Origin of the sequence: Phenylobacterium sp. (assembly GCF_037189685.1) — a bacterium.
Taxonomy (GTDB): domain Bacteria; phylum Pseudomonadota; class Alphaproteobacteria; order Caulobacterales; family Caulobacteraceae; genus Phenylobacterium.
In genome coordinates this window covers 62169-85955 of record NZ_JBBCIT010000006.1, presented here as the reverse complement: position 1 = coordinate 85955, position 23787 = coordinate 62169, and the positions used below count along the sequence as shown (strand labels likewise).

Sequence of the window (23787 nt, the reverse complement as noted above, 5' to 3'; positions counted from 1 at the left end):
GCGGGACCCATCGATACGCTTGTGGGGCGTTCGGCATGGGTCCCGCGGACAAGCCGCGGGATGACGGCGTAGGATGCGCAGCCCAAATTTGCTCTAAAGCCCCAGCACGGCCTTGGCGATGATGTTGCGCTGGATTTCGTTCGATCCGCCGTAGATCGAGGTCTTGCGGCCGTTGAACATCTCCCCGGCCAGGCCCTCGGCGTAGTCCGGGCCCACGGTGACGTTCGAGCCCTTCAGGTCGCGCAGGAACGGCGCGCCGTAGTGGCTGACCGCCTCCAGCGCCAGCTCCTGGAGCCGCTGCTGGATCTCGGTGCCCTTGATCTTGAGGATCGAGCTTTCCGGCCCGGGCCCCTTGCCGCTCGACTCACCGGCCAGCGTCCGCAGCTCGGTGAACTCCAGCGCCGAAAGGTCAATCTCCAGCTCGGCCACCTTGCGGCGGAAGAACGCGTCCGCCAGGAGCGCCGATCCGGTGTCCGACCGCTCGGTGCCGGCGATCTCGCGCACCTTCTCAAGGTTGCGCTTGGAGCGCGCCACGCCGGCGATGCCGCTGCGCTCGTGCGCCAGCAGCGCCTTGGCGCAGGTCCAGCCCTGGTTCTCGTGGAAGATGCGGTTCTCGACCGGCACCTTGACGTTGTCGAGAAAGACGTCGTTGACCTCGTGCCCGCCCTCCAGGGTGATGATCGGGCGCACGGTGATGCCCGGCGTCTTCATGTCGATCAGCAGGAACGAGATGCCCGCCTGCGGCTTGGAATCGGGGTCGGTGCGGACGAGGAAGAAGCCCCAGTCGGCGTGCTGGCCCAGCGTCGTCCACGTCTTCTGGCCGTTGACGATGTAGTATTCCTTGCCGTCGTCGCCCTTCACCCGCTCGGCGCGGGTCTTCAGCGAGGCGAGGTCCGAACCGGCGCCCGGCTCGGAGTAGCCCTGGCACCACCAGACGTCGCCGTTGTAGATGCCGGGCAGGAACGTCTTCTTCTGCTCGTCCGTGCCGAAGGTGTAGATCACCGGCGCCAGCATCGACAGGCCGAACGGCAGCAGGCCCAGGCAGTCGGCCCGCGCCGTCTCTTCCGACCAGATGTACTTCTGCGTGGGCGTCCAGTCCGTGCCGCCCAGTTCCTTCGGCCAGCTCGGCGCCACCCAGCCCTTCTTGGCCAGCACCTTGTGCCACAGGAGGTATTCCTCCTTGGTCAGCGCCCGGCCCTCGTCCTGCGCCTTGCGCAGTTCGGCGGGGTAGTTGTCCTTGATGAACGTCCGGACCTCTTCGCGGAAGGCGTTCTCTTCGGGGGTGAAGTCGAGGTTCATCGGATCCTCCGGAAGCGTGGGCGGCTTACGCCGTATCGGTTTCGCCGACCCTATACGCACGGACGCGCAGGGAAGAAAAGATGACGCTGACGTCAGCGTCAACAAAATCGGAATCATGACTCCGATTTTTGATCACTTCGGCAGATCGAAGCGGATGGGCAGGGTGACGATCCCGCCCTCCGACGGCGCGCCCGAAGCGGTCAGCGGCTTTACCCGGAACATGACCGACATCCGGATCGCGGCCTCGCCGAATCCCTCGCCAGGGGGCGTCTCCTGGGCCACGACGCAATCTCGCAGGGCGCCCGTCGCCTCGACGATGCAACGGAGGATCGCCCGGCCCTCGACTCCGCGCTTCATGGCGGCCTTGGGATAGAAGCGCAGCGGATTCCCAGGCTTCACCAGAGGCCCCCAGACCGGGTCCGGAATCTCCCGGGCGCTCTCGGAGGTCGGTTGGACGGCGCCCGCCGAACCCGCATCGGCCGGGGACGCCCCGACCTGGAGCACCGCGCTGGCCAGGACTGCGATCATGCGAACCTCCTTCCTGGAGCTTGGGCGACGCGCCGCCGGCGCTCAGTTCGTGTTCACGCGATAGCGCGACGGAGCTTGCTCAGCGCACGGGGATCCTGCCCATGACGTCGAACACCGACCCGAGGCCAGCCGCAATGTTGGACGGCAGCATGCCCTCGCAGGCCGCGCGGGCGCCGGCCGTCGGCGGTTCGGCGCCGGACGACAGCGACCGGAGGCGGGCGTCGATCTGCGACGGCGAGAGCTTCTCGGATAGCAACCTCATTTCGAGGATCATGCGCCACACGAAGAACGGCGTTTGCAGGGCCTGTTCGGTGGGAGATCTCTCCAGATCTCCAGCGACGACGCGGTAGCATCGCGTTATGGCCTCGACATTCGGCGGCCCCCCCGCGGGTGGACCTTTCGGCAGCATGAACCGGATCGGGATAAGCACAGTCCCGCCGGCCACCGGCTGTCCATCTCGTGTCTGGGGACGCATCCGGAACATGGCGCTCAGGCCCATGGCGGCAGCCCCGAAGTCGTGACCGACGGGCTCCTCGGCGACGACGGTGCAACCGACCAGCGTCCCCTCCCCGGAGACACTGCAGGAAAGGGTCGCCCGCCCCTCCACCTCTTTCCGCGCGGCCCTTTCCGGGTACAAACGGGCCATGTCCTGGCCCGAGGGCCGCTGGAGCCAGTCCACGTTGGCGGTGGCGATGGGCTGAGACGCGGCGCTGGCGGCCGGCGCCGCCCCCGCCTGAAGAAGCGCGGCGGCCAGGACTGCGATCATGCTGGTTCTCCCCAAGCTGAAGCTTAGGGCTGAACGGCCCAGGTGCTCAATCTCCGAGGGTGATCGGATGGGGCCGGATCGGGAAAGGGGATGCGCCGTTCAGCCGGATTCGGGAACGCCCCGCCTCACGGCGGCGGAGCGCGGAACGAAAGGGTCATCCGCAGCGCCGTCCCGCCGCCGGCCGCGGGCGGCTTGACCAGGATACGCTTCTGAAGCGCCAGCGCCGCCGCGCCGAACCCGTGTCCCGCCGGCGTTTCGGCTTCGACCGAACAGTAGACGCGCCGTGCGCCCTTCTTCCCGTTGCAAGCCACGGTGGCCTCGCCCGAGACGCCCGCCGCCAGCGCGGCCTTGGGATACGCGTCGTCCCAGGCGTACGGGTCCTGCAAGATCTCCCAGCCGCCCTCGGCCCGCGCGAAGACGATCGGAGGGTGCATGCGCATGCGGAAGTGGAGGGGGCGGCCGGCGACCGGGCGACCGGACCGGTCCGCAGGCTTCAGGCGATAGAGGCGAAGGATCTGCAACAGCGCCTCGCCGCCGCCGAGCCCGGGGCGGCTGTCCTCCACGATGCGGCAGTCGTTCAGCGTCCCGTTCGGGCCGGCGACGCAGACGGCCTGGAGAATCGCGCCACCGCCCTCCTGGGCCAGCGCCTTGGGATAATAGCGGGACGCCACAGCCGGCGGCGGGCGCTTGTCCCAGTCGGGTTCGGTGATCCGGTTCGGGTCTTCGGGTGTCCAGGAGGGCGCAACCGCCTGCACCAGCATAGCCGCCAGCCACATCCGCTTCCGCCCCCTACCCGCAGCAAACCCGACCGCAGCTTACGGTTGGACGATGGCCCCCCTCAATCCCCGGCCATCCGCCGTGGCGGCCAGAGGGGCTGCGGCTTGACAGTCGCGGCAGATGTTCTATATTTGTTCCCGATGACCGTCATCGACGACATGCAGGGCCTGTCCGACCTCGGCGCGTGCGCCTACGCCCTCGGCATGGTGTTCGGCCGCGAGGCCAAGGCGGCGACGGACCAGGAGCGGATGCTCCGGTACTTCGACCTCTTCCAGCGCTGTTTCCACGGCTACCGCGTGTCGGTCGCGCTGAAGCTGCGGCTGTCCGCAGCCGCCCGGCGCGGGGCGACGGTCGCGGCCGACGGCGCGGAAGAGCTGCGCGGCCGGCCCGACCCCACCGAGTCCGACCCGACCGAGCGTGAGCCCATCGAGCGTGAACACCCCGAGCGCGAGCGGATCGATGGCGACCGCGACCGCGAGACCGCCAGCCTCCCGCTCCTGCTGAAGACCCTGAATGGCGTGGTCGCCGGGGCCGAGGCCCTGCCCGGCCCCCAGCCGGCCGAGCTCCCCACCCTGCGCGAACTCCTGGCCCGGATGGGCGCCCGATCCCCGACCGCGCGTCCGTCCGCCCCCTTGGCGACGCCGCCCCGACCGACGACGGGGCCAGCGATTGGACCCGCGGCGGGCGCAAAGCCGGCCGGCGTCGCCGTGCTCGCCCGGCCTCCCGTCGCCGCGCCCGGCGCGCGTACGCGATGGCTGCGGGGCGCAGGCCTCGCCAGCCTCGCCGGGCCCCGCGACACCCTGCGCCCGGCCACAGGCCCGCCCCGGAGCGGTTAGCGACCCTCCTGCCGGCTGGGCCTTCGTTTCCTCACACCCTCCCCTGCCCCTGCCCCCGCACTGTGGGGCCCAAGGGTCAGGGCCGCACGCCTGTCCGCGAAGATGCGCAGGGCGTCCCCGCCGGCAACCCGACGCGCGCCTTGGGTGTTGCCTGCCTTGCCACCGCGGCGGCGAGCCGCCAAACCTCCGGCCTCCGGAAGCCCAGGCCCGCATGCCCCGTATCGTCACCTACAACGTCCACCGCTGCGTCGGGACCGACCGGCGCCTCGACGTGGCCCGCATCGCCGAGGCGCTGGGTCGCCTCGCGCCCGATATCGTGGCGTTGCAGGAACTGGACGTCGGCCGGCGTCGCACGAACCACGTGGACCAGGCCCACGAGATCGCCGAGCGGCTGGAGATGGCTCACCACTTCCACCCCGCCTTCCGCGTCGAGGAGGAACTGTACGGCGACGCCATCCTGACGGCCTGCCCCGAGCGGCTGGTGAAGGCCGCCGCGCTCCCGGGCCTCCCGCGCATGCCGGGACTCGAGCCACGCGGCGCCGTCTGGGTCGAGGTGACGGTCGGGGGCCGCACGCTCCAGGTCATCAACACCCACCTGGGCCTCGTCCCGCGCGAGCAGCAGATCCAGGCGGTCGAGCTGGCAGGGCCGGCATGGCTCCAGCATCCGGACTGCCGCGCCCCGACGATCCTCCTGGGCGACTTCAACGCCACCGCCAGCTCGATCGTCTACCGTACCCTGACCCGCCGGCTTCAGCCCGCCCGCCGGCTGGCGCCCGTCCGCCAGCCCAGTTCGACCTTCCCCTCGGCCTTGCCGGTCCTGCGCATCGACCACCTGTTCGTGAGCGACGGCGTCGCCGTGCGCGACGTGTTCGCGCCCTATGATCCGATCTTCCGCGCCGCCTCGGATCACCTGCCGCTGGTGATGGACTTCGACCTGCTCTGAACCCGTGCGGGCAGCGCCGGCCGGTACAGGCATTCCCGACGCCGCCAGGGCCGCCAGGCGTCCTCGGGCGACGCGGGGTCGCCCAGGTGGTAGGCCGCCGTGAACGCGCCGAACGCCGAACGCCGCGTCAGTTCGATGGGCCGCAGGCGACCCTCGCGGTTCAGGGCGTCGATCGCCGGGATCAGGCCGCCGCGCTCGGCCCTCGCCTTGGCGACCGCATCGCCTGTGTACCCCAGGAAGTGCGCCACCAGCCGGTCGCGGAAGGCCGCCACCACGCGCCGCGCGCCCTCGCTCTCGGCCTCCAGCGCCACCTCGATCTCGGTGTCGAACCCGAACGAGCGGTTGTTGAGGTTCGCCGAGCCGATCCGCGCCAGCCGGTCGTCGAAGACGCTGACCTTCGAGTGGACGATGATCTTCGAGCCGGCCGACGTGACCGGATAGAAGGCCCGGAAGCGCCCGAAGACGTCGGCGGCGCGCAGGCGCCAGACGGTCGTGGCCCGGGCGTTGTCCATCGTCAGCTTGTCGAACCAGCTCGGCGAACGGCCGGTCGAGATCAGCACCACCTCGGGGCCCTCGGGTTCGCCCAGCCGGCTCGCCAGGGCTTCGGCGATCAGGGGCGAGGTGAAATACTGGTTCTCGAGGTAGATGGTCTCGCGCGCCGCCGCGATGCTGGCCAGCGCCAGGTCGCGGATCTCGTGGACGTCCGGCTGGTCCTGCCAGGGCGGCGCGGTGCGGGCGATGCCGACGCGGGTTCCGGTGACGTGCGGCGGCACGTGGTCGGGCCAGGGATCGCCCCCCGCCTCGGGCGGCGGCGGCAGGGTCTCGCCGGTGGCGCAGCGCCAGCGCTCGCGGAAATGGTCGCCGAAGGCGCGCGCCGCCGCGCCGTCCGCCATCACCATCACCTCGTGCCGCGGGTCGTGGCAGTCCTGGTCGGGCATGATCCTGCGCAGGTCGTGCTCCAGGTGGCCGGGGGTGTCCCAGCGGTCGACCCCGATGTCGCCGCCGCCGCAGAAGGCCAGCCGGTCGTCGATCACCACCGCCTTCTGGTGATGGCACGCGCCCAGGGGCACCTTGTCGTCCAGATGGAAGCGGACCCGGCTGTCGCGGAACCACGACCGGGCCTTGTGGGGGAAGAATTCCTGGGTGGCGGCGATGGGCAGCGCCGACTTCCAGATCAGCAGCCGGATGTCGAGGTCGGGCCGCTCCCGGGCCAGGTCCAGCAGGACGTGGCCCACCTCGTCCGGATCGTTCGGACCGTCGTGCCCGTCGGGAAACAGGCGGGTGCGGGGATCGAAGGCCCACCCCAGGATCAGGATCGAGCGGCGCGCCTTGCGGAACGCCTCGTAGAGCGCCGTGAAATAGGCCTCGTTGTCGATGAGGAACGCCACCCGGTCAGCGGGCGCGATGCGCCAGCAGGTGTCTCCCGGGACCAGCAAACTCATCGACGCCCTCGCTGCACCGCCGCCACTGGGTTCAAATCCTACGGCGAAGCCAGGGTTCCGGGCAAAAAAAGCGGGTTCCGGGCAAAAAGAAGGTGCGCCGGCTTTCGCCGCCGCACCTGGCTGGGAGGCCGGAGTTGGGCTTGGGATCTATTGCCGCGCGACGGCGGCCGGGCTGGCCAGGAACGCCTGGCATTCCCCGTTGAGTTCGGCGGTCAGGCGCGCCCGGCGATCCTCGCTGCGGGCTTCGCGCCGGGCCTTGTCGAACTCCTGCTCGCCGCGGTCGACGATGTACGCGGCGCGGGTCTTGCGCTCCGACTTCACGAACGCGTCGAGAGCGGCGGGATCGACCACGCCCGGGATGCTGGCGGCCAGGCCCTTGCAACGGTTGGCCTTCAGGAAGTCGATGTCGGTGACCCGGTCGGCCGCGCTGGCGGCGCCCGCGCCGAAGCTGGCGGCGAAACCGGCGGCGACGAGTGCGATGGTGGCGGACTTCATTGAGGCGTCTCCCTTGAACATGAGCAAATGCTGCAGACAGGAGCACCACAACTCAAATGAACAAGCCGCAATGTTGAGTATTGTCGGATTAATATTCAGTCATGATACATCGATGTTACGCTTCAAGATAAACGGCTTGTAATGTTACAGGTGTCCGGGCCAGAAGGGCGCATGGCCAAGCCTGAACCGAAGCTGGACGCCGAAGGCGTCAACGCCCTCCTCCGCCGCGCCTTCCCACAGGCGCCCGAGCAGGGTTTCCCCCGGGTGCTGGCCGTGGAGCCCGGCCGGGTGCGGCTGGCGTCGTCCTACCGGCCCGACATGCTGCGCCCCGGCGGCGTGATCGCCGGCCCGACACTCATGTCCCTCGCCGACACCGCAGCCTACGCCCTGGTCCTGGCCCATATCGGCGATCGGCTGATGACGGTGACGTCCCAGCTCAACATGAGCTTCCTGCGCGGCGCCCGGCCGGGCGAACTCCAGGCCGAGGCCGAGATGCTGCGCCTCGGCCGCCGCCTGGCCGTCTGCGACGTACGGATCTGGACCGAATCCCCCGAGCGGCTGGCGGCGCAGGCCAACGTCACCTACGCTCTGCCCGAATGAACGGCCCGCCGCCCCCTATCAAGACGCCTTGCATCAAGGTCTGCGTCGTCGATGGCGAGAGCGGCCTGTGCATGGGCTGCTACCGTCGACTGCACGAAGTGGCCGGCTGGTCGCGCCTCACCGACGCCGAGCGCGACGCGATCCTGGCCGAACTGCCGGATCGCCGCGCCCTGATCCGCCCCGAGAAGCTGGCGATGTTCTGACCGGGCGACCGCCTGGCCGCCATCGTGTTCAAGCCTCGTAAACCCTGGGCGTTCATCGGATCAAAAGGCTGTCTGCCCAGGATCGGCCCAACGAGACAGGCCAGAAGGCCGCAGTCCGGGGTGATACGGGTGTCTTCATTCGCCAAGCTGGCCGTCGTGGCGGCTGCCTCCGCGGCGCTCAGCGCCGGCGCGGTCCAGGCCTTCCAGGCCGAGCCGCTGCGGCTCGCGCGGCTCGACGCGCAGGGATTCGCCACCGGCCCGCTGAAGCCCGGGGGCGGCGCCGTGGCCAAGGCGGCCGATGGCCACTTCTGGGCCGAGGCCGAGGTCGCCGCCCAGGGCGCCCAGGGCGCCCCCAGCCCGCGGCCCGCCGACGCCAAGGTCCGCTTCCTGGTCGACACCGGCGCGACCGCCGTCGCCCTCACGCCCCAGGACGCCGCGCGCCTGGGCTTCCGCCCCCAGGACCTGAAGTACGCCCACAACGTCACCACCGCCGGCGGCTCGGCCCGCGCGGCCGCCGTGACCCTGGCCTCGGTGTCGATCGACGGCGCCCGGCTGGAGAACGTGCAGGCGCTGGTCGTGTCCGACGGCCTTGACGTCTCGCTGCTGGGGATGAGCTACCTAGGCCGCCTCACCCGCTTCGAGGCCACCCGCGAGACCTTGCGCCTCGAGCCCTGACCTCGCCGCCGGAGTCACCGCCTCCAGCGCCCGGTCGATCACCTCCAGGCCGGCGCCGGGCTTGACCCCCTCGACCGTCAGGATGCGCCGCCACGCCCGCGCGCCGGGCGCGCCGTGGAACAGGCCCAGCATGTGCCGCGTCATCGCCGCCAGATGCGTCCCCCGCGCGAGTTCCGACGCCACATAGTCCCGATAGGCGGCCACGGCCGCCGCCGGGCCTACGGACGCCGCCTCGCCGAACAGGCGCCGATCGACATCCCCGAGCAGGCCCGGCGTATGATAGGCGGCCCGCCCCAGCATCACGCCATCGACATGCGCCAGGTGCGCCTCGGCGTCGTCCAGCGAACCGATCCCGCCGTTGATGACGATGGTCAGCTCCGGCCGCTCGCGCTTCAACCGCCACACCAGCGGGTAGTCCAGCGGCGGAATGTCCCGGTTCTCCTTGGGCGAGAGCCCCTTCAGCCAGGCCTTGCGGGCATGGACGACGAAGTGCGACACGCCCGCCTTCGCGCAAAGGTCCACCAGGCCGAACAGGCTCGCTTCCGGGTCCTGGTCGTCGACGCCGATCCGGCACTTCACCGTCACCGGAACCGTCACGGCGGCGCCCATGGCCGCCATGCAGTCGGCCACCCGTTCGGGCTCGCGCATCAGACAGGCGCCGAAGCGGCCCGACTGCACCCGATCGGAGGGACAGCCGACGTTGAGGTTGATCTCGTCATAACCCAGGTCGGCGCCGATCCGCGCGGCGGCGGCCAGGTCCGCCGGTTCGGACCCGCCGAGTTGCAGCGCCACCGGATGCTCCACCGGGGAATAGGCCAGAAGCCGCGCCCGGTCCCCATGCAGCACCGCCCCCGTCGTCAGCATCTCGGTATAGAGAAGCGCCCGCGCAGACAGCATCCGATGCAGGACCCGGCAATGCCGGTCCGTCCAGTCCATCATGGGGGCGACGGACAATCTATGCGTTTGAAATTTTGTCACTTTTCAAGTACAAATTGAAGGATTTGGCGCTGACCCGCACCCGCCTTCCTACGCCATTTTTCGACCGTTTTCGCCCCGTTTCGATATCTCACTGCACCTGAATTGCAGCCCAAACGGCATCGACCCGAAGACAAGAAGCCGGAACCTGCCGGGTCCAGGTACGCCGCAAAGGCCGGTCCTTCAGCGAGACGTTCGTGCGCTACGACAACGCCAGAAAGTGGGGCGTCGACGCAGAGCGGCAGATCGACCGCGGCGAAACCCCGACTCTCCCCAAGGTCGGGAAGCGACAGAGTTCAGCACCCTGATCGATCTGCACATCGCTGACATGACGGACGCCGGCCAGCCGCCTGTGCCGCACGGCGGCAGCGGTCACGCCTCTGACGGGGACCGGGCTCGCCGGCCGCGAGCGACGCGGCCACCATCGGCTCAGGAGCCGCGGCCGGGCTTCTCGGAGAAGTGCTTCTCGAACTTGCCGGTCTCACGTTCGAAAGCTTCCGCCTCCGCGTTCGGGACGCCCTTGACCGTGATGTTGGGCCACACGCGCGAGTATTCGGTGTTCACCTTCAGCCATTTGCCGTCCGGATCGTCTTCGGTGTCGGGCTTGATGGCGTCCACGGGACACTCGGGCTCACAGACACCGCAGTCGATGCACTCGTCCGGATTGATCGCGAGGAAGTTCTCGCCTTCGTAGAAGCAGTCGACCGGGCACACCTCCACGCAATCCATGAACTTACATTTGATGCAGGGATCGGTGACGATGTAGGTCATCTGAAGGTGTCCAGTTCCATTTTGGGACTGAGGCGCGGTCCTTTGAGCCCGCACACACGTTTGGCGGTCTGCCCCGGCGGAGAACCCAAGCCTGGACAGCCTCAACTCACGCGGCATGCGTGGTCCGGAACGCCGATGCCCCCACTGCAAACGAGCCGTCAGACGAGGCCCACGCGCCCGTCCGCCGATTGAGGCAAGGGCTGGGCGAACCTGGGCCGAGGCGGCGAGCGCCCTCCTGTGCTGCGGCGCCCCAACCGGGCTCCGCATTGGCCGCAGCGGAGGCTAGCCGACGAACGCGCGCTCGAGCACATATTCGCCGGGTTCCGAATTGGAGCCCTCTCTAAGACCCTGGCGCGTGAGGACCTCAGCTACCTCCTTGATCATCGCCATTGACCCGCACAGCATCACCCGATCGCTGCCTGGATCGAACGCGTCTTGCGGACGATCAAGGCTGGCAAACAGTCGCCCGTCACGGATGAGATCCGTGATCCGCCCTTGTCGGGAGTATGGCTCGCGGGTCACCGTCGGGACGTAACGCAGCTTCTGCATCACGAGATCACCCAGGAATTCGTCGCTGGGAAGGCCCTGCTTGAAGAGTTCCCGGTAAGCGAGATCGCGTACAGCTCGAACGCAGTGACAAACCACCACTTGGTCGAAGCTGTCGTACACCGCCGGATCCCTCGCGATGGAGAGCCATGGCGCCAGGCCCGTGCCGGTTCCCAGAAGAAACAGTCGCTGTCCAGGCAGGAGCGCATCCAGCACGAGCGTCCCTGTCGGTTTGCGCGACATGAGCACCTCGTCGCCGGGTCGGATCGCCTGCAGACGTGAAGTCAAAGGTCCATTCGGAACCTTGATCGAAAAGAACTCCAGTTCCTCGGCATACGCGGGACTCGCGATCGAGTACGCTCTCAAGATCGGCTTGGCGACGCCCTCCGCCGGCAGGCCAATCATGACGAATTCTCCCGATCGAAACCGGAAGCTTCGCGGACGTTCCAAACCAAAGCTGAAGTACTGATCAGTCCAGTGCTTTACCCACAGGACTTGAGCGCTGTGGTGAGGCGAGTTCTGCTGACGAGGCGCAGCCTCCGCTCGCTGTTGGTCGATTGTTGGTTCATCCATACCCCATAGTCCTCATCGACGTCCCGAGACGGCGCACTCAGATCAGTCCCAACTCCCGCAAGGCGGGTTCGAAGTTGGCGTTTTCGTGCTTGTCCCGCGTCAGCTTGACCACCGCATAGCGCGACAGCCCATCGAGCGCCGCCCAGGCCTGGGGATCCGGCGCCCGCACCCCTCGCGCCGCGGCAAACTCGGCCACCGTGTCGGGCACCACTTGGGACGTCCAACTCGCTGGCGGCTGGGGCGGAAGGGTTGCTGCCGTGTCGCCCCCCCGGGCGACGAGCTCGACCACGTGAGCCCTATATGCGGTGATCTCGGCAGGCGCCTCACAGGGCGATCGCCGCAAGCGATCACGTTCCTCAAGCGTGAAGCGACTCCACTGGCGCAGCGAGAGCTTGATCTCGATGGTGTCGAGCTTGAAGCGCACACACATCGGGATGCAGCGCAGCGTCTGTACGAAATCGGCTTCGAACCGGAAGAGGCGCATGTGGTCGGCCTCAGCCGCACTGGCCGCCTGCCCCACCGTGGCCATCAGGCGTCCGCCGGGGTCAGCGGCGTCACGGTAACCTCTATGCCGTCGAGGAAACTTGATCCGGAGACCACCTCGGCGGCGGCGGGATCGGCGAGCACGTTCACATTGTGGCCACCGGTGGCGTTGGCGCGCTGCCATCCACCGTCGTGCTCCCAGCCGTGTGGATAGCAGACCGAGCCGGCGGTCACCGCGTCGGTGATCGAGACGTCCACCTCCATCGATCCCGCCTTGCTGCGGACGACCGCACGGCTCCCGTGGCCGATTCCGTGGCGCGCCGCATCGTCCGGATGCATCTGCAGCACAGGCGACTGCTGCCGCACCAGTCGATCGACGTTGTGCATCCACGAGTTCATCGAGCGCAATTCGCGCCGCCCGAACAGGCGCAGTCCCTCTGCGTCCGCGGGCGGACTGGACCACAGGCGATCGAATTCGCCGGCGATCAGGTCATCCCAGAGGCGGATCCGCCCGTCCTCATGCCGCATCTGCTTCTCCCAACCGGAAACGTCGATGTTGTCCGCCAGCGCGACGCCGTGCGGGGCGGCCTTCAGGCGCTCGATCGACAATCCGTCCTGACCCCAGCGCCCGGTGCGAAGCAAACCATCGAGGGCTGCGAGCGGATCGAACGGCGCGATGTCGAGCGGACGATCCGTGAGGGCGCCGAGGCGTGCGACAAGATCGCTGAGGATGATGTGCTCGGACCGCGCCTCGCCGACGGGTGGAATCACAGGCGCAGCGTACTGCGCGAACGGACGGACCATGTTCGGGAACCCCAGGACCGGCAGGTCCTCGCGCTCGAAGAAGGTGGTGGTCGGGAGGATGTAGTCGGCGAAGCGGTTCGTCTCGGTGAGATAGATGTCGAACGACACCATCAGCTCGAGGCTTTCGAAAGCGGCCTGCAGCCGCTCTGGACCGGGCGCCGAGAGGACCGGGTTGCCGGAGGTCACGAAGAACGCCCGCACCTGCCCGTCGCCGGACGTGAGGATCTCCTCCGCCAGGGCGTTGAACGGCGCATAGCCGATTACGATCGGCATGGGCCCAAGACGGGAGGGACGGAGGGTGTAGCCGCCTGGGCGGCCCTCCGCGTTGAGGGGGGAGTTGCCGAACACCCAGCCCCCCGGCACGGCGAATTTACCCGCGATGATGTTCACGCAATCGACGAGGACGTTGGCAAGGGTGGAGAACGGGCCCCTGCAGATACCGACCCGGCTGTACAAGGCGGCGCGCGGGGCGGCGGCGAAGTCGCGCGCCAGGGCCGCGATCGTCTCGGGCTCGACGCCGCACTCCTGGCGAACTCGCTCCGCCGTAACCTGGCCCAGCGCCGAACGCAGCTCCCGCGCTCCGACGGTATGCCGCTCCAGGAACGCCAGGTCCTCGAGGCCCTCATCGAACAGCGTCTTGACCATGTAGGCGAGCATCCAGACATCGCCCGCCGGCCGCACCGCGATGTGCTCGAACCGCTCGGCCGTCTCGGTGAGCCGCGGATCGACGACGACGACGCGTCCGCGCTGCGCGATCGCGTCGAGGTCCTCGCGGATCCGGGGCGCGGTAAGCACCGAGCCGTGCGAAACGAGCGGGTTGGCGCCGACGATGATCAGGAAATCGCAGCGCGGCAGGTCCGGCAGCGGACGGCGGATCGAGGAGCCGTAGAGGGCATAGCTGGCGACGGCGCGCGAGGTCGTGTCCTGCGACGCCGACGAGTACTGCTTCCATACGCCCAGCCGGTCGAGGAACGGCTTGAACGAGAACTGGCCGCTGATGTTGTAGGCGCCCGGATTGCCGTGGAAGCTGGCGATCGCTTCAGGTCCATGGTCATCATAGATCGTGGCGAGCCGGCTCGCGATATCGGTCAGCGCCTCATCCCAAGACACAGGTTCGAAATTTCCCGGCGCACCCACGCGGCGCAACGGCTGGGTGACGCGATCGGGATCATAGGTCACCGCCAGCATGGACGGGCCCTTGATGCAGATGTGTCCTTGCGAATGCGGATTGTCGCGGTCCGGTCCGACCTTGACGATCCGGCCGTCCTGCACGTCGGCGGTCAGCCCGCAGAAGGCGTCGCAGATCCGGCAGAACGTGACATGGCGTCCATCCTGCCCCGGTCGAAGACGCTCCATCGGCTTTTCCTCCGATCCGACAAACGCCGTGACGCTGACCCTACATACCCGTAGAGTCAACTATCTAGTTGTATGAATTTTCCTGTGGCGCTAGGCCTGCGTTTGAAAATTGCCATCCAATTGGTTGGCGCTCTGAGGCGATTTCTCCGACTGGGGGTGAGCAATGGGACAGGGGCCCCTGAAAGACCTGAAGGTCGTCGAGTTCGCAGGCATCGGGCCGGGTCCCTTCTGCGGCATGCTGTTGTCGGATCTGGGCGCCGATGTCCTGCGCATCACCCGCCCCGACCAGCCGCCGCCCACGCGGTTCGAACCGTCCCTGCGCGGCCGACGCTCGGTCGCCCTGGATCTGAAGAGCCCCCAGGGCGTCGAGACCGCGCTCCGCTTCGTGGACCAGGCCGAGGCGCTGTTCGAAGGCTTCCGGCCGGGGGTCATGGAGCGCCTGGGCCTGGGACCCGACGTCGTCACCGCCCGCAAGCCCCGCATAGTGTACGGGCGGATGACCGGCTGGGGCCAGTACGGCCCCCGCGCCCACACCGCCGGACACGACATCAACTACATCTCGCTGGGTGGCGCGCTGCATGCCATCGGTCCCGCGGAACGCCCGATTCCGCCGTTGAACCTGGTCGGCGACTACGGTGGGGGCGCGCTCTACCTGGCGTTCGGCATGGTCTCGGCGGTCCTCAGCGCTCGCGCAACCGGCGTGGGACAGGTTGTGGACTGCGCCATGAGCGACTGCGCCGCCAACCTGCTCGCACCCTTCTACGGGATGTTCGCCTCGGGCGCCTGGGTGAACGCCCGCGCCAGCAACCGGCTCGATGGCGGGGCGCCGTACTACGGCTGCTACGCGTGCGCCGATGGCAAGTGGATCAGCGTCGGCAGCCTGGAAAAGCCCTTCTACGAGCTGCTGCTCGCCCGTCTGGGCCTCTCTCCGACGGACTATCCGCATCCGCTTCCGCACGCGCGCTGGCCCGCGCTCAACACAGCGCTCGGAACTATCTTCGCCTCGCAGCCACGCGACCACTGGTGTGCGCTGCTCGACGAAACCGACGCCTGCTTTGCGCCGGTCCTCGACGTCACCGAGGCGCCGCAGCATCCCCACAATCTGGCCCGAAACACCTTCATCGAGCTGGACGGCGTGCTTCAGCCCGCGCCGGCGCCACGGTTCTCGGCCACCCCGGCCGCCGTCGCCTGGCCGTCGGCGGCCAGCGGGGAGGCCGAGGGCGTTTATCAGGACTGGGGCGTCACCCCCGCCTGATCAGTTGAAGTGCAGGCGGCGGTACTTGCCCCGGAAGAACAGCAGCGGATCCCGGCGCGGCTCGAACTTCGCCGCCTTCACGCGGCCGATCAGAACCACATGGTCGCCAGCCTCCTGCATTGAGAAGGTCTCACATTCGAAGCTGGCCAGCGAATCATCGAGAGTAGGGGCGCCGTGCCGCCCGACCCTCCAGGGGACCGAGGAGAACCGGCTCTCCTGGGGCCCGGCGAACGCCTTCGACGCGGGTTGCTGGCCGATATGCAGCATGTTGATCGCAAAGCCACCCGCCGTCTGGAAGGTCGGCAGGCTGCTCGATCTCGCCCCGAGGCACACCAGGATCAAAGGAGGGTCCAGCGAGACGGCAGTGAACGAGTTCGCCGTGACCCCGACGGGGCCGTCATCGCCCATGGCCGTCACCACGGTCACCCCGGTGGCGAAGCAGCCCAAGGCGTCGCGCAGCGTCCGCGAATCTGAACCCTCATGATATTCCGAGGGCGTCAGCGGCGCGCGCCGCTCCAGGAACGCCAGCAGGGCGGCGTCGAATTCGTCGGCGCGATCCGACGCCACCAGATGGCCCGCGCCAGGGATCTCCACCGCCTCGGCGTCATGAAACAGCGCCTGCAACCGTTCGACGGCTTCGGCCGTCACCATGTTGCTCTCGCCGCCGCGCATCAGCAGGACGGCGATCCGGATGTTGCGGGCGGCGGCCTCCAGCCGCTCCGCGACGGCGACGGCCTGGAAGCCCGACACCGACCGCTCGTCCCATTTCCAGCGCAGACGACCGCCATCGTCGCTGCGCAGTTGATGAGCCAGCCCGTCGGCCCCGCCGCCGCGGCTGCGATGGGGCGACAGGGCGCGAGCCGCCTCCAGCGCCTCGCCGACATCGCTGAAACCGGACGCATAGCGCTGGATAAGGGCCCGTACGCGGGTGGCCTCCTCGCCCTGGATGCCCGGCGCGGCGTCCACCAGCACCAGGCCGCTGGCCAGTTCGACCTCGCTCTCGCCCACCGCCGCCAGCGCGGCCATGCCCCCCAGTGAGGCGCCCACCACCACCGGTCGCGCCCCGACTTGGCGCAGGATCGCCACCACATCCTTGCTCAGCGCGTCCAGGTCGTATCGCGCATCCGTGGGCCAATCGCTTTCGCCATGCCCGCGGAGGTCCACGCAGATCGCACGTCGGCCTGCGTCGGCCAGGGCCCGGGCGGCATGGCGATAGGCGCTCTTCGACTGACCGCCGCCGGGCAGCAGCAGGACCGTCGGCGCATCCCGATCCCCCCAGCTCTCCCCGACCAACCGCACGCCGCCGAAGCCCTCGAAGCTGATGGCCTCGCCCGCCGCAGACGGACGCTCGATGAATGATGCTCCGTTCATGGTGCGCCTCTCCGCTGGGAGCCCGGCGAAACCGCCGGGCGCGTCACACCAGCCGTGACGTCATGAGAGCACCAAACCACCGCGGAGTTGTCAACCAACTAGTTGGTTGTATTAACTACGCCGCACGCGCCTTCGACACGAACTTGAAGATGTTGTTCTTCTGCACGGCCGACGATCCGCCGATGATCGGAAGCAGCAGGGCGTCCCGCACGTAGCGCTCCACGTCGAAGCCTTTGACATAGCCATAGGCGCCCAGGATCGTCTGGCATTCCAGCGCGACCGCCTTGGCGACTTCCGTGCAGAACAGCTTTGCCATCGAGGTCTCGCGTCCGCACGGAACGTGGGCGTCGGCCAACTCCGCCGCGTGGTACAGGACCAGCCGCGCCGCATGCACCTGGGTGGCCATCTCCGACAGCTTGTGACGGATCGACTGGTACTCCGCGATCGGCTTGCCGAACTGCACGCGCTGATCGGCGTATTCCAGGGCGTCGTCCAGCGCCGCCTGCGCCACACCCACCCCGATGGCGGCGACCTCCAGCTTCTCGACGTCGAGGCCCGAACCGGTGATGAAAGACCAGCCGCGGTTCCACCCCGCTTCACCGCCCAGCAATCCCTCCAGCGGGACCTCGACATTGTCGAAATGCACGTCGGTGGTGGCCGCGCCTTTCATGCCCAAGGCGTCGATCGGTGTGATCGACACACCAGTCGCGTCTGCAGGAACGAGCACCACCGACAGATTGCCATAGCGCTCCGAAGAGGGGCCGCTGCGGGCCAGAGTGAATATGTAGTCCGAGATCGCCGCCCCCGAGCAGAAGCGCTTCTGCCCGTTGACGATCATCCGATCGCCGGCGCGCTCGACCGTGGTCTTGACGCTGGCGAGGTCGGCGCCGACGTCCGGCTCGGTCCAGCCGTAGGCGAACAGAAGGCTGCCATCGACGACCTTGGGAAGCAGTTCCCGCTTCTGATCCTCCGACCCGCACTCCACGAGGTTCATGCCGGCGTAGCAGGCGGCCATGATGTAGGGCACCGACACCGCCAGGCTGCGGCGCGACAGTTCCTCGATCACCACCATCGTAGCCACGATGTCCCGCCCCATGCCGCCGTATGCCTCGGGCACCGTCAGGCCCAGCACGCCCAGTTCCGCCAGCCCCTGGTGCACCTCGCGCGGGAAGTGGTTGGCCTTGTCCCAGTCGGCCGCCTGGGCACGCGTCATATGGCGCTCGACGAAGCGTCGCAGCAGAGCGCGCAGTTCCTCGAGGTCGGTCCGCTCCGACCGTTCGGCGTTCATGGCGTTCACTGGCCGACGAACCGCGGCTGGCGCTTTTCGCGGAAGGCCGAGACCGCCTCCTGGTGATCCTTGGTCATGTTGGACAGCGCCTCGTAGGCCAAAGACGCGTTCATCATGCTCTCGGCCATCTGCCGCAGCGGGATGTTCACCGACATCTTGGTCCAGCGGATCGCCTTGATGGCGCCGCCCGCGAGCCGCTCGGCGAAGGCCTGCACCGTCTGGTCCAGCGCCTCGGCCGGCACCGCGTGATTGATCAGCCCGATCTGAGCGGCCTGGGTCGCCGTCATCAGATCGCCGGTCAGCAGGAACTCCTTCGCCCGGGCATAGCCGATCAGTTGCGGCCAGATCAGCGCGCCGCCGTCGCCAGCCACGAAGCCCACGCTGACGTGAGGGTCGCCGATCTTGGCGGTCTCGCTGGCGAAGATCACATCGCAGAGCAGCGCGATCGTCGCCCCCAGCCCCGTGGCGTGGCCGTTCAGCTTCGCGATCACCGGCTTCTCGCAGTCCAGCAAGGACAGCACCAGTTGCTTGCCTTCGCGCGCGGTCTTCTCGAAGGCCGAGGGGTCGTCGATCATCGACTGCATCCAGCCGATGTCACCGCCTGCGCTGAAGGCGCGCCCCGCCCCGGTCAGCACGACCACGTCGGAATCCGGATCGTTCGACACGTCGAAGAACAGTCGCGCGAGCTCCTCGTGCATCAGCGCATCCGTGGCGTTCAGCTTGTCGGGCCGGTTCAGCGTGACCTCCAGAATCCGGCCGGAACGCTGAAACGTGATGGTCTGGTAGCTCTCGAACATCTCCACCCCTGCGCAGAAATAATCTCAACTGGTTGGTTGATTTCATACGCAGACTGCCCTTTTAGGTCAACCATGTGGCGGACTTGACTCTCACTATCTCGCTGCAATTATCGACTAAGTAGTTGACGAGAACGCGCACATGTCGGCGACAGCCAGCCACCGGAGCCGCGAGACCGAAGAGCGCGCGACAACGCGGCGCCCCGGGGAGGTCGTCGGCGTCAGCGAAGCCATCCTCGGCCGGACATCGATACGCGCCTTCACCAGCCAGCCGCTGGAAGCCGGGCTGCTGCGTCAGATCCTGGACGTGGCGCGTTACGCCCCCTCGGGCAGCAATATGCAGCCTTGGCGGATGATCGCCGTCGCCGGCGAAGCCAGGGACCGGGTCGTCGACGCCGTGCGGGACCGCCAGGCCGGTGAAGATGCGGGAGACGAAGCCGGCGACCACCCCATCCGCCCCAGTCCGATCTGGGAGCCGTACCGGACCCGCCGCTTCAAGGTCGCCGAAGACATGTATGGGAAGCTCGGCATCCCGCGCTCGGATAAACCGGCCCGGCTGCGGTTCCTGGCAGGCAACGCCGAATTCTTCGGCGCGCCGGTCGGCCTGTTCTTCGTGATCGACCGCAACCTCGGCCACAGCCAGTGGGCCCACCTGGGCATGCTGATGCAGACCGTCGCCCTGGCCGCCTACGAACGTGGCGTCGCCTCTTGCATGCAGGAGTTCTGGGCCTCGACCCGCCAGACCCTCGCCCGGCACTTCGACCTGCCGCCGCACGAGATGATCTATTGCGGCATGGCGCTGGGGTTCGCCGATGAGACGGCCCCTGTGAACACCCTCCGCTCAGACCGGGCGTCGCTGGACGAGATCTGCGAGTTTCGCGGGTTCATCCCCGAATGACGTCCGCACCGCCGATGACATTGGAGACGGCCTTGCCGCTGGATGACCTCTACACTCCCCTACCTCTTTCCCGCGGCGCGCCGATGCGGAACCGGTTCGCGCTGGCGGCCCTCACCAACCTCCAGAGCCACGACGATGGAACCCTGTCTGATGACGAGTACCGGTGGCTGACGCTTCGCGCGAAGGGCGGCTATGGCCTCGTCCTCACCTGCGCCTCGCACGTGCAGCGCAGCGGCCAAGCCTACAATGGCCAGCTCGGCGTCTTCGCGGATCAACATATCGAGGGCCTGACTCGCCTCGCCGCGGGCCTGCGCGCCGGTGGCAGCCTGTCCGCCGTCCAGCTCTACCACGCCGGCCGGCGCGCCAGGACCGAACTGACGGGAGACCCCACAGTGACGGCTTCGGATGACCCCGAGACCGGCGCACGAGGCCTGACGATCGCCGAGGTCGAATCCCTGATCGAGTCCTTCGTCGAAGCGGCCGTACGCGCCGACAGGGCGGGCTTCGACGGTGTCGAGGTCCACGGCGCCCACGGTTTCATCCTGGCCCAGTTCCTCGACCCGGCCACCAACCGGCGCGACGACCGCTACGGCGGCACGCTGGAGAACCGGGCGCGGGTGACGTTCGAGGTGCTGCAAGGCATCCGCCGACGCTGCCGGCCCGACTTCCAACTCGGCTTGCGGCTGTCACCGGATCGCTTCGGCCTCGGTATCGCCGAAGCCCGCGACCTGGCCGCCCAGCTCATGTCGGACGGCGACATCGACTACCTCGACCTGTCCCTGTGGGATGTCCGGAAGGCGCCCGACGATCCGGCGTTCAAGGATCGGACGATGATGGATTGCTTCCTGGACCTTCCACGGGGCGGCGTCAGGGTCGGCCTCGCCGGGATGATCCGCACCGTAGCGGACGCCCTGCTCGTACGCGAGAGCGGGGCGGACTTCGTGCTGCTGGGCCGCGCGGGCATCCTGCACCACGACCTGCCCAGACGCCTCAGGGCCGAACCCGGCTTCGACGTCGCCGCCCTGCCGGTCTCCGAGGAGCATCTACGGGCGGAAGGCCTGGGCGAGCGCTTCGTCGACTACATGCGCACCTGGCCCGGCTTCGTCGCCGAGAAGACACCCCAGACGGCTTAGGCGCCGTTCCAGGGAAGACGGTTCACCTTTGCCATGCCAGCAGCAGAACCGCCGGCGTCGCAGTTGCTCGCTCTCAGCGACCGCGAGAGCGTCACTTTGCGCGTTGTGCTGAGCGCCAGAAGCCTCGGCCGCGGCTGTGCTGTCCACCCCTGCGACACACGCCCGCCAGCGACCCTTCACCCGCCGGCGTCAGCGGGGGTTCATGCCCGTTCATCCGAGGTCCCCGATTGGACGTCGGAGCTTCGCAACCCCACGCTCCCAACCTGTTCCCGGGCGAACAACTTTCATGGCTTCGCCGCCTGGGCCCAGGGACGGCCGCGCGAAACGGCCGCCCTTTCCCGGTCAGACCTTCTCGAGCACGTGAACGGCGCAGGCCGTGCCCAGGCCCACCACGTGCGAGAGACCGATCCGCGCGCCTTCCACCTGGCGCGCGCCGGCCTCGCCCCGCAGGTGCGTGGACAGTTCGTAGATGTTGGCGATGCCGGTCGCACCCAATGGATGGCCCTTGGACAGCAGCCCACCGGAAACGTTCACCGGGATGCGGCCGCCCAGTTCGGTCTCGCCGCTGTCAATCAGCCGGCCCGCCTCGCCGTCGGCGCAAAGCCCCAGGTTTTCGTAGTGGACGATCTCGGCCGTCGCAAAACAGTCGTGCAGCTCGACGAGATCCAGATCCTCGGCGCCCAGGCCCGCCTGCCGGAAGGCTTCGGCCGCCGCCAGACGAGTCGCCGCATTGAAGTCCGGCGTCGTCAAATTGCGCTCCGAGAACGGATCGCTGACCAGCGCCGAGGCGCGCACCCGAACGGCCCGCGACATCAGACCCAGCCGCTTGGCCGCCGACTCGGAGGCCAACACCGCCGCCGCCGCCCCGTCGACGTTCACCGAGCACATCAGCTTGGTGTTCGGATAGGAGATCATCTCGGCCGCCATCACCTGCTCGAGCGGAGTCTCTATGCGGTACATGGCTTTCGGATTCAGCGTCGAATGGTGGTGGTTCTTCACCGACACCTTCGCGAACTGTTCGAAGGTGGTGCCGTACTTGCGGCTGTGCTCCATCCCCACGTGAGCAAAGACGGAAGGCGTGGTGATCGACCCCAGGACGCCTTCGGGCGACAGACCATCCTCGACCTCGGCGCTACCCAGCAGCCCCTTCCCCATCTGCTCGACGCCGACGCAGAGCACCAGGTCGTACATGCCCGCCTTGATGGCCATCCAACCTTCGCGGAAGGCCGTGGCGCCCGTGGCGCAGGCGTTGGCGCAGTTGACCACCGGAATTCCGGTCTGGCCGATCTCACGCAGCACCTGCTGGCCGACCATGCGGTTCGCCAGGATGTTGTTGCCGCAATAGAGGGCCTGCATGTCCTTGATGGTAAGGCCGGCGTCATCCAGGGCCAGCAAGGCGGCCTCACCACCCAGGCTCCCAACGGTCCGGTCCGGGAACCGGCCGAATTTGATCATGTCGGTTCCGACGACATAGACGTCAGTCATGCCCGTTCCTCGGCGAGGGGTTGAAAGAAGTAGGTGAGGTAGCGGCGTCCCTGGCGGTCGGCGCGACCGGCGTCGCCGAAGGCGACCTCGACCGGCATGTCGAACGCCAGCTTGTCGGGATCGGGCTCGACGCCCAGCAGGTTGCCCTTCAGCGAACCGCCGCCCTCCAGGTCCACTATGGCCGACACGAACGGAGTCGCGATGCCGGGATAGCTCCGGTGCACGATCGTGAAATTGTAGAGCTTGCCGCGAGTAGACAACTCGACCGGGATCATCGCGCCCCGCGCCGCGCAGCGCGCACAGGTCGAACGCTCACCCGTGAACACCTCGCCGCACTCGCCACACTTCGACCCCATCAGCAGTGGCCGGCCATCCGCCGCACGCTTGAGAAAAGGCACCATCGGCCGCAGATCGGCCTCCGCCGCGTCGTCCGTCATATGATCCTCCCGAGACCGGCGCGACGCTAACCCATCGGCGCATCATCCTCAACTAACAAGTTGACCATTCTCGCAGCCAGAACATCTCGCAATGGACAACTCTTTCGCCTTCCAACCATAGACTGTATAACTAGTTGGTTGATTTTACTCTAGCGGCATGGACGACAGGAGGACGGCGATGGAGATGAAGCCCGTGGGAGAGGTCTTCGTAGGACGCGAAGGCATGGTGGCGCTGGTGGAGTTCCGGCGCGGGCCGGAGAACTTCTTCGACCTGGGGCTGATCTCATCCCTGGCCGAAGTGTACGACGACCTGGGCGCCGACCCCACGTGCCGCGCGATCGTGCTGGCCTCGGAAGGCAAGGCGTTCTGCGCGGGCGCCAGCTACGCAGCCCTCCAGGGCGAGGTGAATCCCCAGGATCTCTACGACCTCTACGGCGCGGCCGCCCGACTGTTCGCCTGCCCCAAGCCGGTCGTCGCGGCGATCCAGGGTTCGGCGGTGGGCGGCGGCCTCGGCCTGGCGCTGTCGGCCGACTTCCGGATCGCTTCGCCGGAAGCCCGCTTCTCGGCCAACTTCGTCAAGATCGGCATCCATCCCGGCTTTGGCGTGTCGCTTACGCTGCCCAGCCTGATCGGAATGCAGAAGGCCGCCCTGATGATCATGACCGGCCGGCGCGTGCGCGCCGAGGAAGCCCTGGCCTGGGGCATGGTCGAGGATGTCGTTCCCGCCGCCGAGCTTCGCCCCGCGGCCCTGGCGCTGGCGCAAGAGATCGCCGAATCGGCGCCCCTTGCGCTGACCGCCTCCCGCGGCACGCTGCGCGCCGGCCTGGCCGAGGCTGTCTCCAAAAGGGCCGAAGCCGAGGCCGCGGAACAGCTACGCCTCTACAAGACCAAGGACTTCCTGGAGGGCGTGAAGTCCGTCCAGGAGCGGCGCGTGGGCAACTTCGTCGGAGCCTGACGATCCGATATCGATGGCGCGCCCGCTCCGGGCGCCCCATCGACGAGGCCGCGAAGGAGGCAAAGCAAAAGCGCCGGCCCTTTCGGACCGACGCCTTGT

Annotated in this window: 25 protein-coding genes; 9 read left to right on the top strand and 16 right to left on the bottom strand. The window is 68.1% G+C overall.

From position 1 onward, the window contains the following. Positions 1 to 93: 93 nt before the first annotated feature. The 4 genes from WG212_RS03480 to WG212_RS03465 all read right to left on the bottom strand — a co-directional run bounded on the left by WG212_RS03480 (position 94) and on the right by WG212_RS03465 (position 3369). Complete coding sequence (locus tag WG212_RS03480) at positions 94 to 1299, bottom strand: acyl-CoA dehydrogenase family protein (RefSeq protein ID WP_337185675.1); 1206 nt, start codon at positions 1297 to 1299, stop codon at positions 94 to 96. A 132-nt stretch (positions 1300 to 1431) separates the two neighbouring features. Then, the gene (locus tag WG212_RS03475; protein ID WP_337185674.1) at positions 1432 to 1827 is read right to left on the bottom strand and encodes a TonB family protein; all 396 of its coding nucleotides are present in this window, start codon (positions 1825 to 1827) and stop codon (positions 1432 to 1434) included. A gap of 79 nt (positions 1828 to 1906) precedes the next feature. After that, positions 1907 to 2593 carry a TonB family protein gene (locus tag WG212_RS03470; RefSeq protein ID WP_337185673.1) on the bottom strand — a complete coding sequence of 229 codons (687 nt, stop codon included), beginning with the start codon at positions 2591 to 2593 and terminating at the stop codon, positions 1907 to 1909. Between the two features lie 125 nt (positions 2594 to 2718). After that, on the bottom strand, positions 2719 to 3369 hold the full coding sequence (locus WG212_RS03465; RefSeq protein WP_337185672.1) for a hypothetical protein: 651 nt from the start codon (positions 3367 to 3369) through the stop codon (positions 2719 to 2721). 141 nt (positions 3370 to 3510) lie between these two features. Between WG212_RS03465 and WG212_RS03460 the strand changes: the two genes are divergently transcribed. After that, the gene (locus WG212_RS03460; RefSeq protein WP_337185671.1) at positions 3511 to 4206 is read left to right on the top strand and encodes a hypothetical protein; all 696 of its coding nucleotides are present in this window, start codon (positions 3511 to 3513) and stop codon (positions 4204 to 4206) included. 211 nt (positions 4207 to 4417) lie between these two features. Continuing rightward, on the top strand, positions 4418 to 5149 hold the full coding sequence (locus tag WG212_RS03455) for an endonuclease/exonuclease/phosphatase family protein (RefSeq protein ID WP_337185670.1): 732 nt from the start codon (positions 4418 to 4420) through the stop codon (positions 5147 to 5149). On the opposite strand, the gene WG212_RS03450 is transcribed toward WG212_RS03455, so the two are convergent. Together WG212_RS03450 and WG212_RS03445 are read right to left on the bottom strand one after the other, a co-directional pair. Next, positions 5113 to 6591, bottom strand: a complete 1479-nt coding sequence (locus WG212_RS03450; protein WP_337185669.1) for a phospholipase D-like domain-containing protein — start codon at positions 6589 to 6591, stop codon at positions 5113 to 5115. The genes WG212_RS03455 and WG212_RS03450 overlap by 37 nt on opposite strands. Positions 6592 to 6738: 147 nt before the next feature. Next, on the bottom strand, positions 6739 to 7086 hold the full coding sequence (locus tag WG212_RS03445) for a hypothetical protein (protein ID WP_337185668.1): 348 nt from the start codon (positions 7084 to 7086) through the stop codon (positions 6739 to 6741). A gap of 171 nt (positions 7087 to 7257) precedes the next feature. On the opposite strand from WG212_RS03445, the gene WG212_RS03440 reads away from it, so the two are divergent. The 3 genes from WG212_RS03440 (at position 7258) to WG212_RS03430 (ending at position 8564) form a co-directional block, all read left to right on the top strand. Further along, positions 7258 to 7686, top strand: coding sequence for a PaaI family thioesterase (locus tag WG212_RS03440; RefSeq protein WP_337185667.1), 429 nt, complete (start codon positions 7258 to 7260; stop codon positions 7684 to 7686). Then, a complete protein-coding gene (locus tag WG212_RS03435) occupies positions 7683 to 7889 on the top strand; it encodes a DUF1289 domain-containing protein (protein WP_337185666.1) in 207 nt (68 codons plus the stop codon). The genes WG212_RS03440 and WG212_RS03435 overlap by 4 nt, the downstream gene beginning before the upstream one ends. Positions 7890 to 8018: 129 nt before the next feature. After that, complete coding sequence (locus tag WG212_RS03430; RefSeq protein ID WP_337185665.1) at positions 8019 to 8564, top strand: TIGR02281 family clan AA aspartic protease; 546 nt, start codon at positions 8019 to 8021, stop codon at positions 8562 to 8564. On the opposite strand, the gene dusA is transcribed toward WG212_RS03430, so the two are convergent. From dusA to WG212_RS03405, 5 genes are all read right to left on the bottom strand, one after another. After that, complete coding sequence (gene dusA, locus WG212_RS03425; protein ID WP_337185664.1) at positions 8508 to 9542, bottom strand: tRNA dihydrouridine(20/20a) synthase DusA; 1035 nt, start codon at positions 9540 to 9542, stop codon at positions 8508 to 8510. The two genes, WG212_RS03430 and dusA, sit on opposite strands and share 57 nt — an antisense overlap. A gap of 426 nt (positions 9543 to 9968) precedes the next feature. Then, positions 9969 to 10310, bottom strand: coding sequence for a ferredoxin FdxA (gene fdxA / locus WG212_RS03420; RefSeq protein ID WP_337185663.1), 342 nt, complete (start codon positions 10308 to 10310; stop codon positions 9969 to 9971). A gap of 282 nt (positions 10311 to 10592) precedes the next feature. After that, the gene (locus WG212_RS03415; protein ID WP_337185662.1) at positions 10593 to 11429 is read right to left on the bottom strand and encodes a ferredoxin--NADP reductase; all 837 of its coding nucleotides are present in this window, start codon (positions 11427 to 11429) and stop codon (positions 10593 to 10595) included. 37 nt (positions 11430 to 11466) lie between these two features. Next, positions 11467 to 11958, bottom strand: a complete 492-nt coding sequence (locus WG212_RS03410) for a nitrate reductase associated protein (RefSeq protein ID WP_337185661.1) — start codon at positions 11956 to 11958, stop codon at positions 11467 to 11469. Next, complete coding sequence (locus tag WG212_RS03405) at positions 11958 to 14072, bottom strand: molybdopterin-dependent oxidoreductase (protein WP_337185660.1); 2115 nt, start codon at positions 14070 to 14072, stop codon at positions 11958 to 11960. The genes WG212_RS03410 and WG212_RS03405 overlap by 1 nt, the downstream gene beginning before the upstream one ends. A 163-nt stretch (positions 14073 to 14235) precedes the next feature. Here WG212_RS03405 and WG212_RS03400 point away from each other — a divergent pair, with 163 nt between their 5' ends. Continuing rightward, complete coding sequence (locus tag WG212_RS03400; protein ID WP_337185659.1) at positions 14236 to 15327, top strand: CaiB/BaiF CoA-transferase family protein; 1092 nt, start codon at positions 14236 to 14238, stop codon at positions 15325 to 15327. Here WG212_RS03400 and WG212_RS03395 read toward each other — a convergent pair whose 3' ends face one another. The 3 genes from WG212_RS03395 to WG212_RS03385 form a co-directional block, all read right to left on the bottom strand. Next, positions 15328 to 16698, bottom strand: coding sequence for an alpha/beta fold hydrolase (locus WG212_RS03395; RefSeq protein WP_337185658.1), 1371 nt, complete (start codon positions 16696 to 16698; stop codon positions 15328 to 15330). 115 nt (positions 16699 to 16813) lie between these two features. After that, the gene (locus WG212_RS03390) at positions 16814 to 17986 is read right to left on the bottom strand and encodes an acyl-CoA dehydrogenase family protein (RefSeq protein ID WP_337185657.1); all 1173 of its coding nucleotides are present in this window, start codon (positions 17984 to 17986) and stop codon (positions 16814 to 16816) included. Between the two features lie 5 nt (positions 17987 to 17991). Next, entirely contained in the window at positions 17992 to 18783 is a 792-nt protein-coding gene (locus WG212_RS03385) for an enoyl-CoA hydratase-related protein (RefSeq protein ID WP_337185656.1), read from the bottom strand. Positions 18784 to 18922: 139 nt separating this feature from the next. Here WG212_RS03385 and WG212_RS03380 point away from each other — a divergent pair, with 139 nt between their 5' ends. Then, positions 18923 to 19678, top strand: coding sequence for a nitroreductase (locus WG212_RS03380; protein ID WP_337185655.1), 756 nt, complete (start codon positions 18923 to 18925; stop codon positions 19676 to 19678). Between the two features lie 32 nt (positions 19679 to 19710). Continuing rightward, positions 19711 to 20811 (top strand): NADH:flavin oxidoreductase, encoded by a 1101-nt coding sequence (locus WG212_RS03375; protein WP_337185654.1) that lies wholly within the window; start codon positions 19711 to 19713, stop codon positions 20809 to 20811. Between the two features lie 342 nt (positions 20812 to 21153). On the opposite strand, the gene WG212_RS03370 is transcribed toward WG212_RS03375, so the two are convergent. Continuing rightward, positions 21154 to 22296, bottom strand: a complete 1143-nt coding sequence (locus WG212_RS03370) for a thiolase family protein (protein ID WP_337185653.1) — start codon at positions 22294 to 22296, stop codon at positions 21154 to 21156. After that, positions 22293 to 22733, bottom strand: a complete 441-nt coding sequence (locus tag WG212_RS03365; RefSeq protein WP_337185652.1) for an OB-fold domain-containing protein — start codon at positions 22731 to 22733, stop codon at positions 22293 to 22295. The genes WG212_RS03370 and WG212_RS03365 overlap by 4 nt, the downstream gene beginning before the upstream one ends. Before the next feature lie 178 nt (positions 22734 to 22911). Between WG212_RS03365 and WG212_RS03360 the strand changes: the two genes are divergently transcribed. Further along, complete coding sequence (locus WG212_RS03360; RefSeq protein WP_337185651.1) at positions 22912 to 23688, top strand: enoyl-CoA hydratase/isomerase family protein; 777 nt, start codon at positions 22912 to 22914, stop codon at positions 23686 to 23688. The last annotated feature ends 99 nt before the right edge of the window (positions 23689 to 23787 follow it).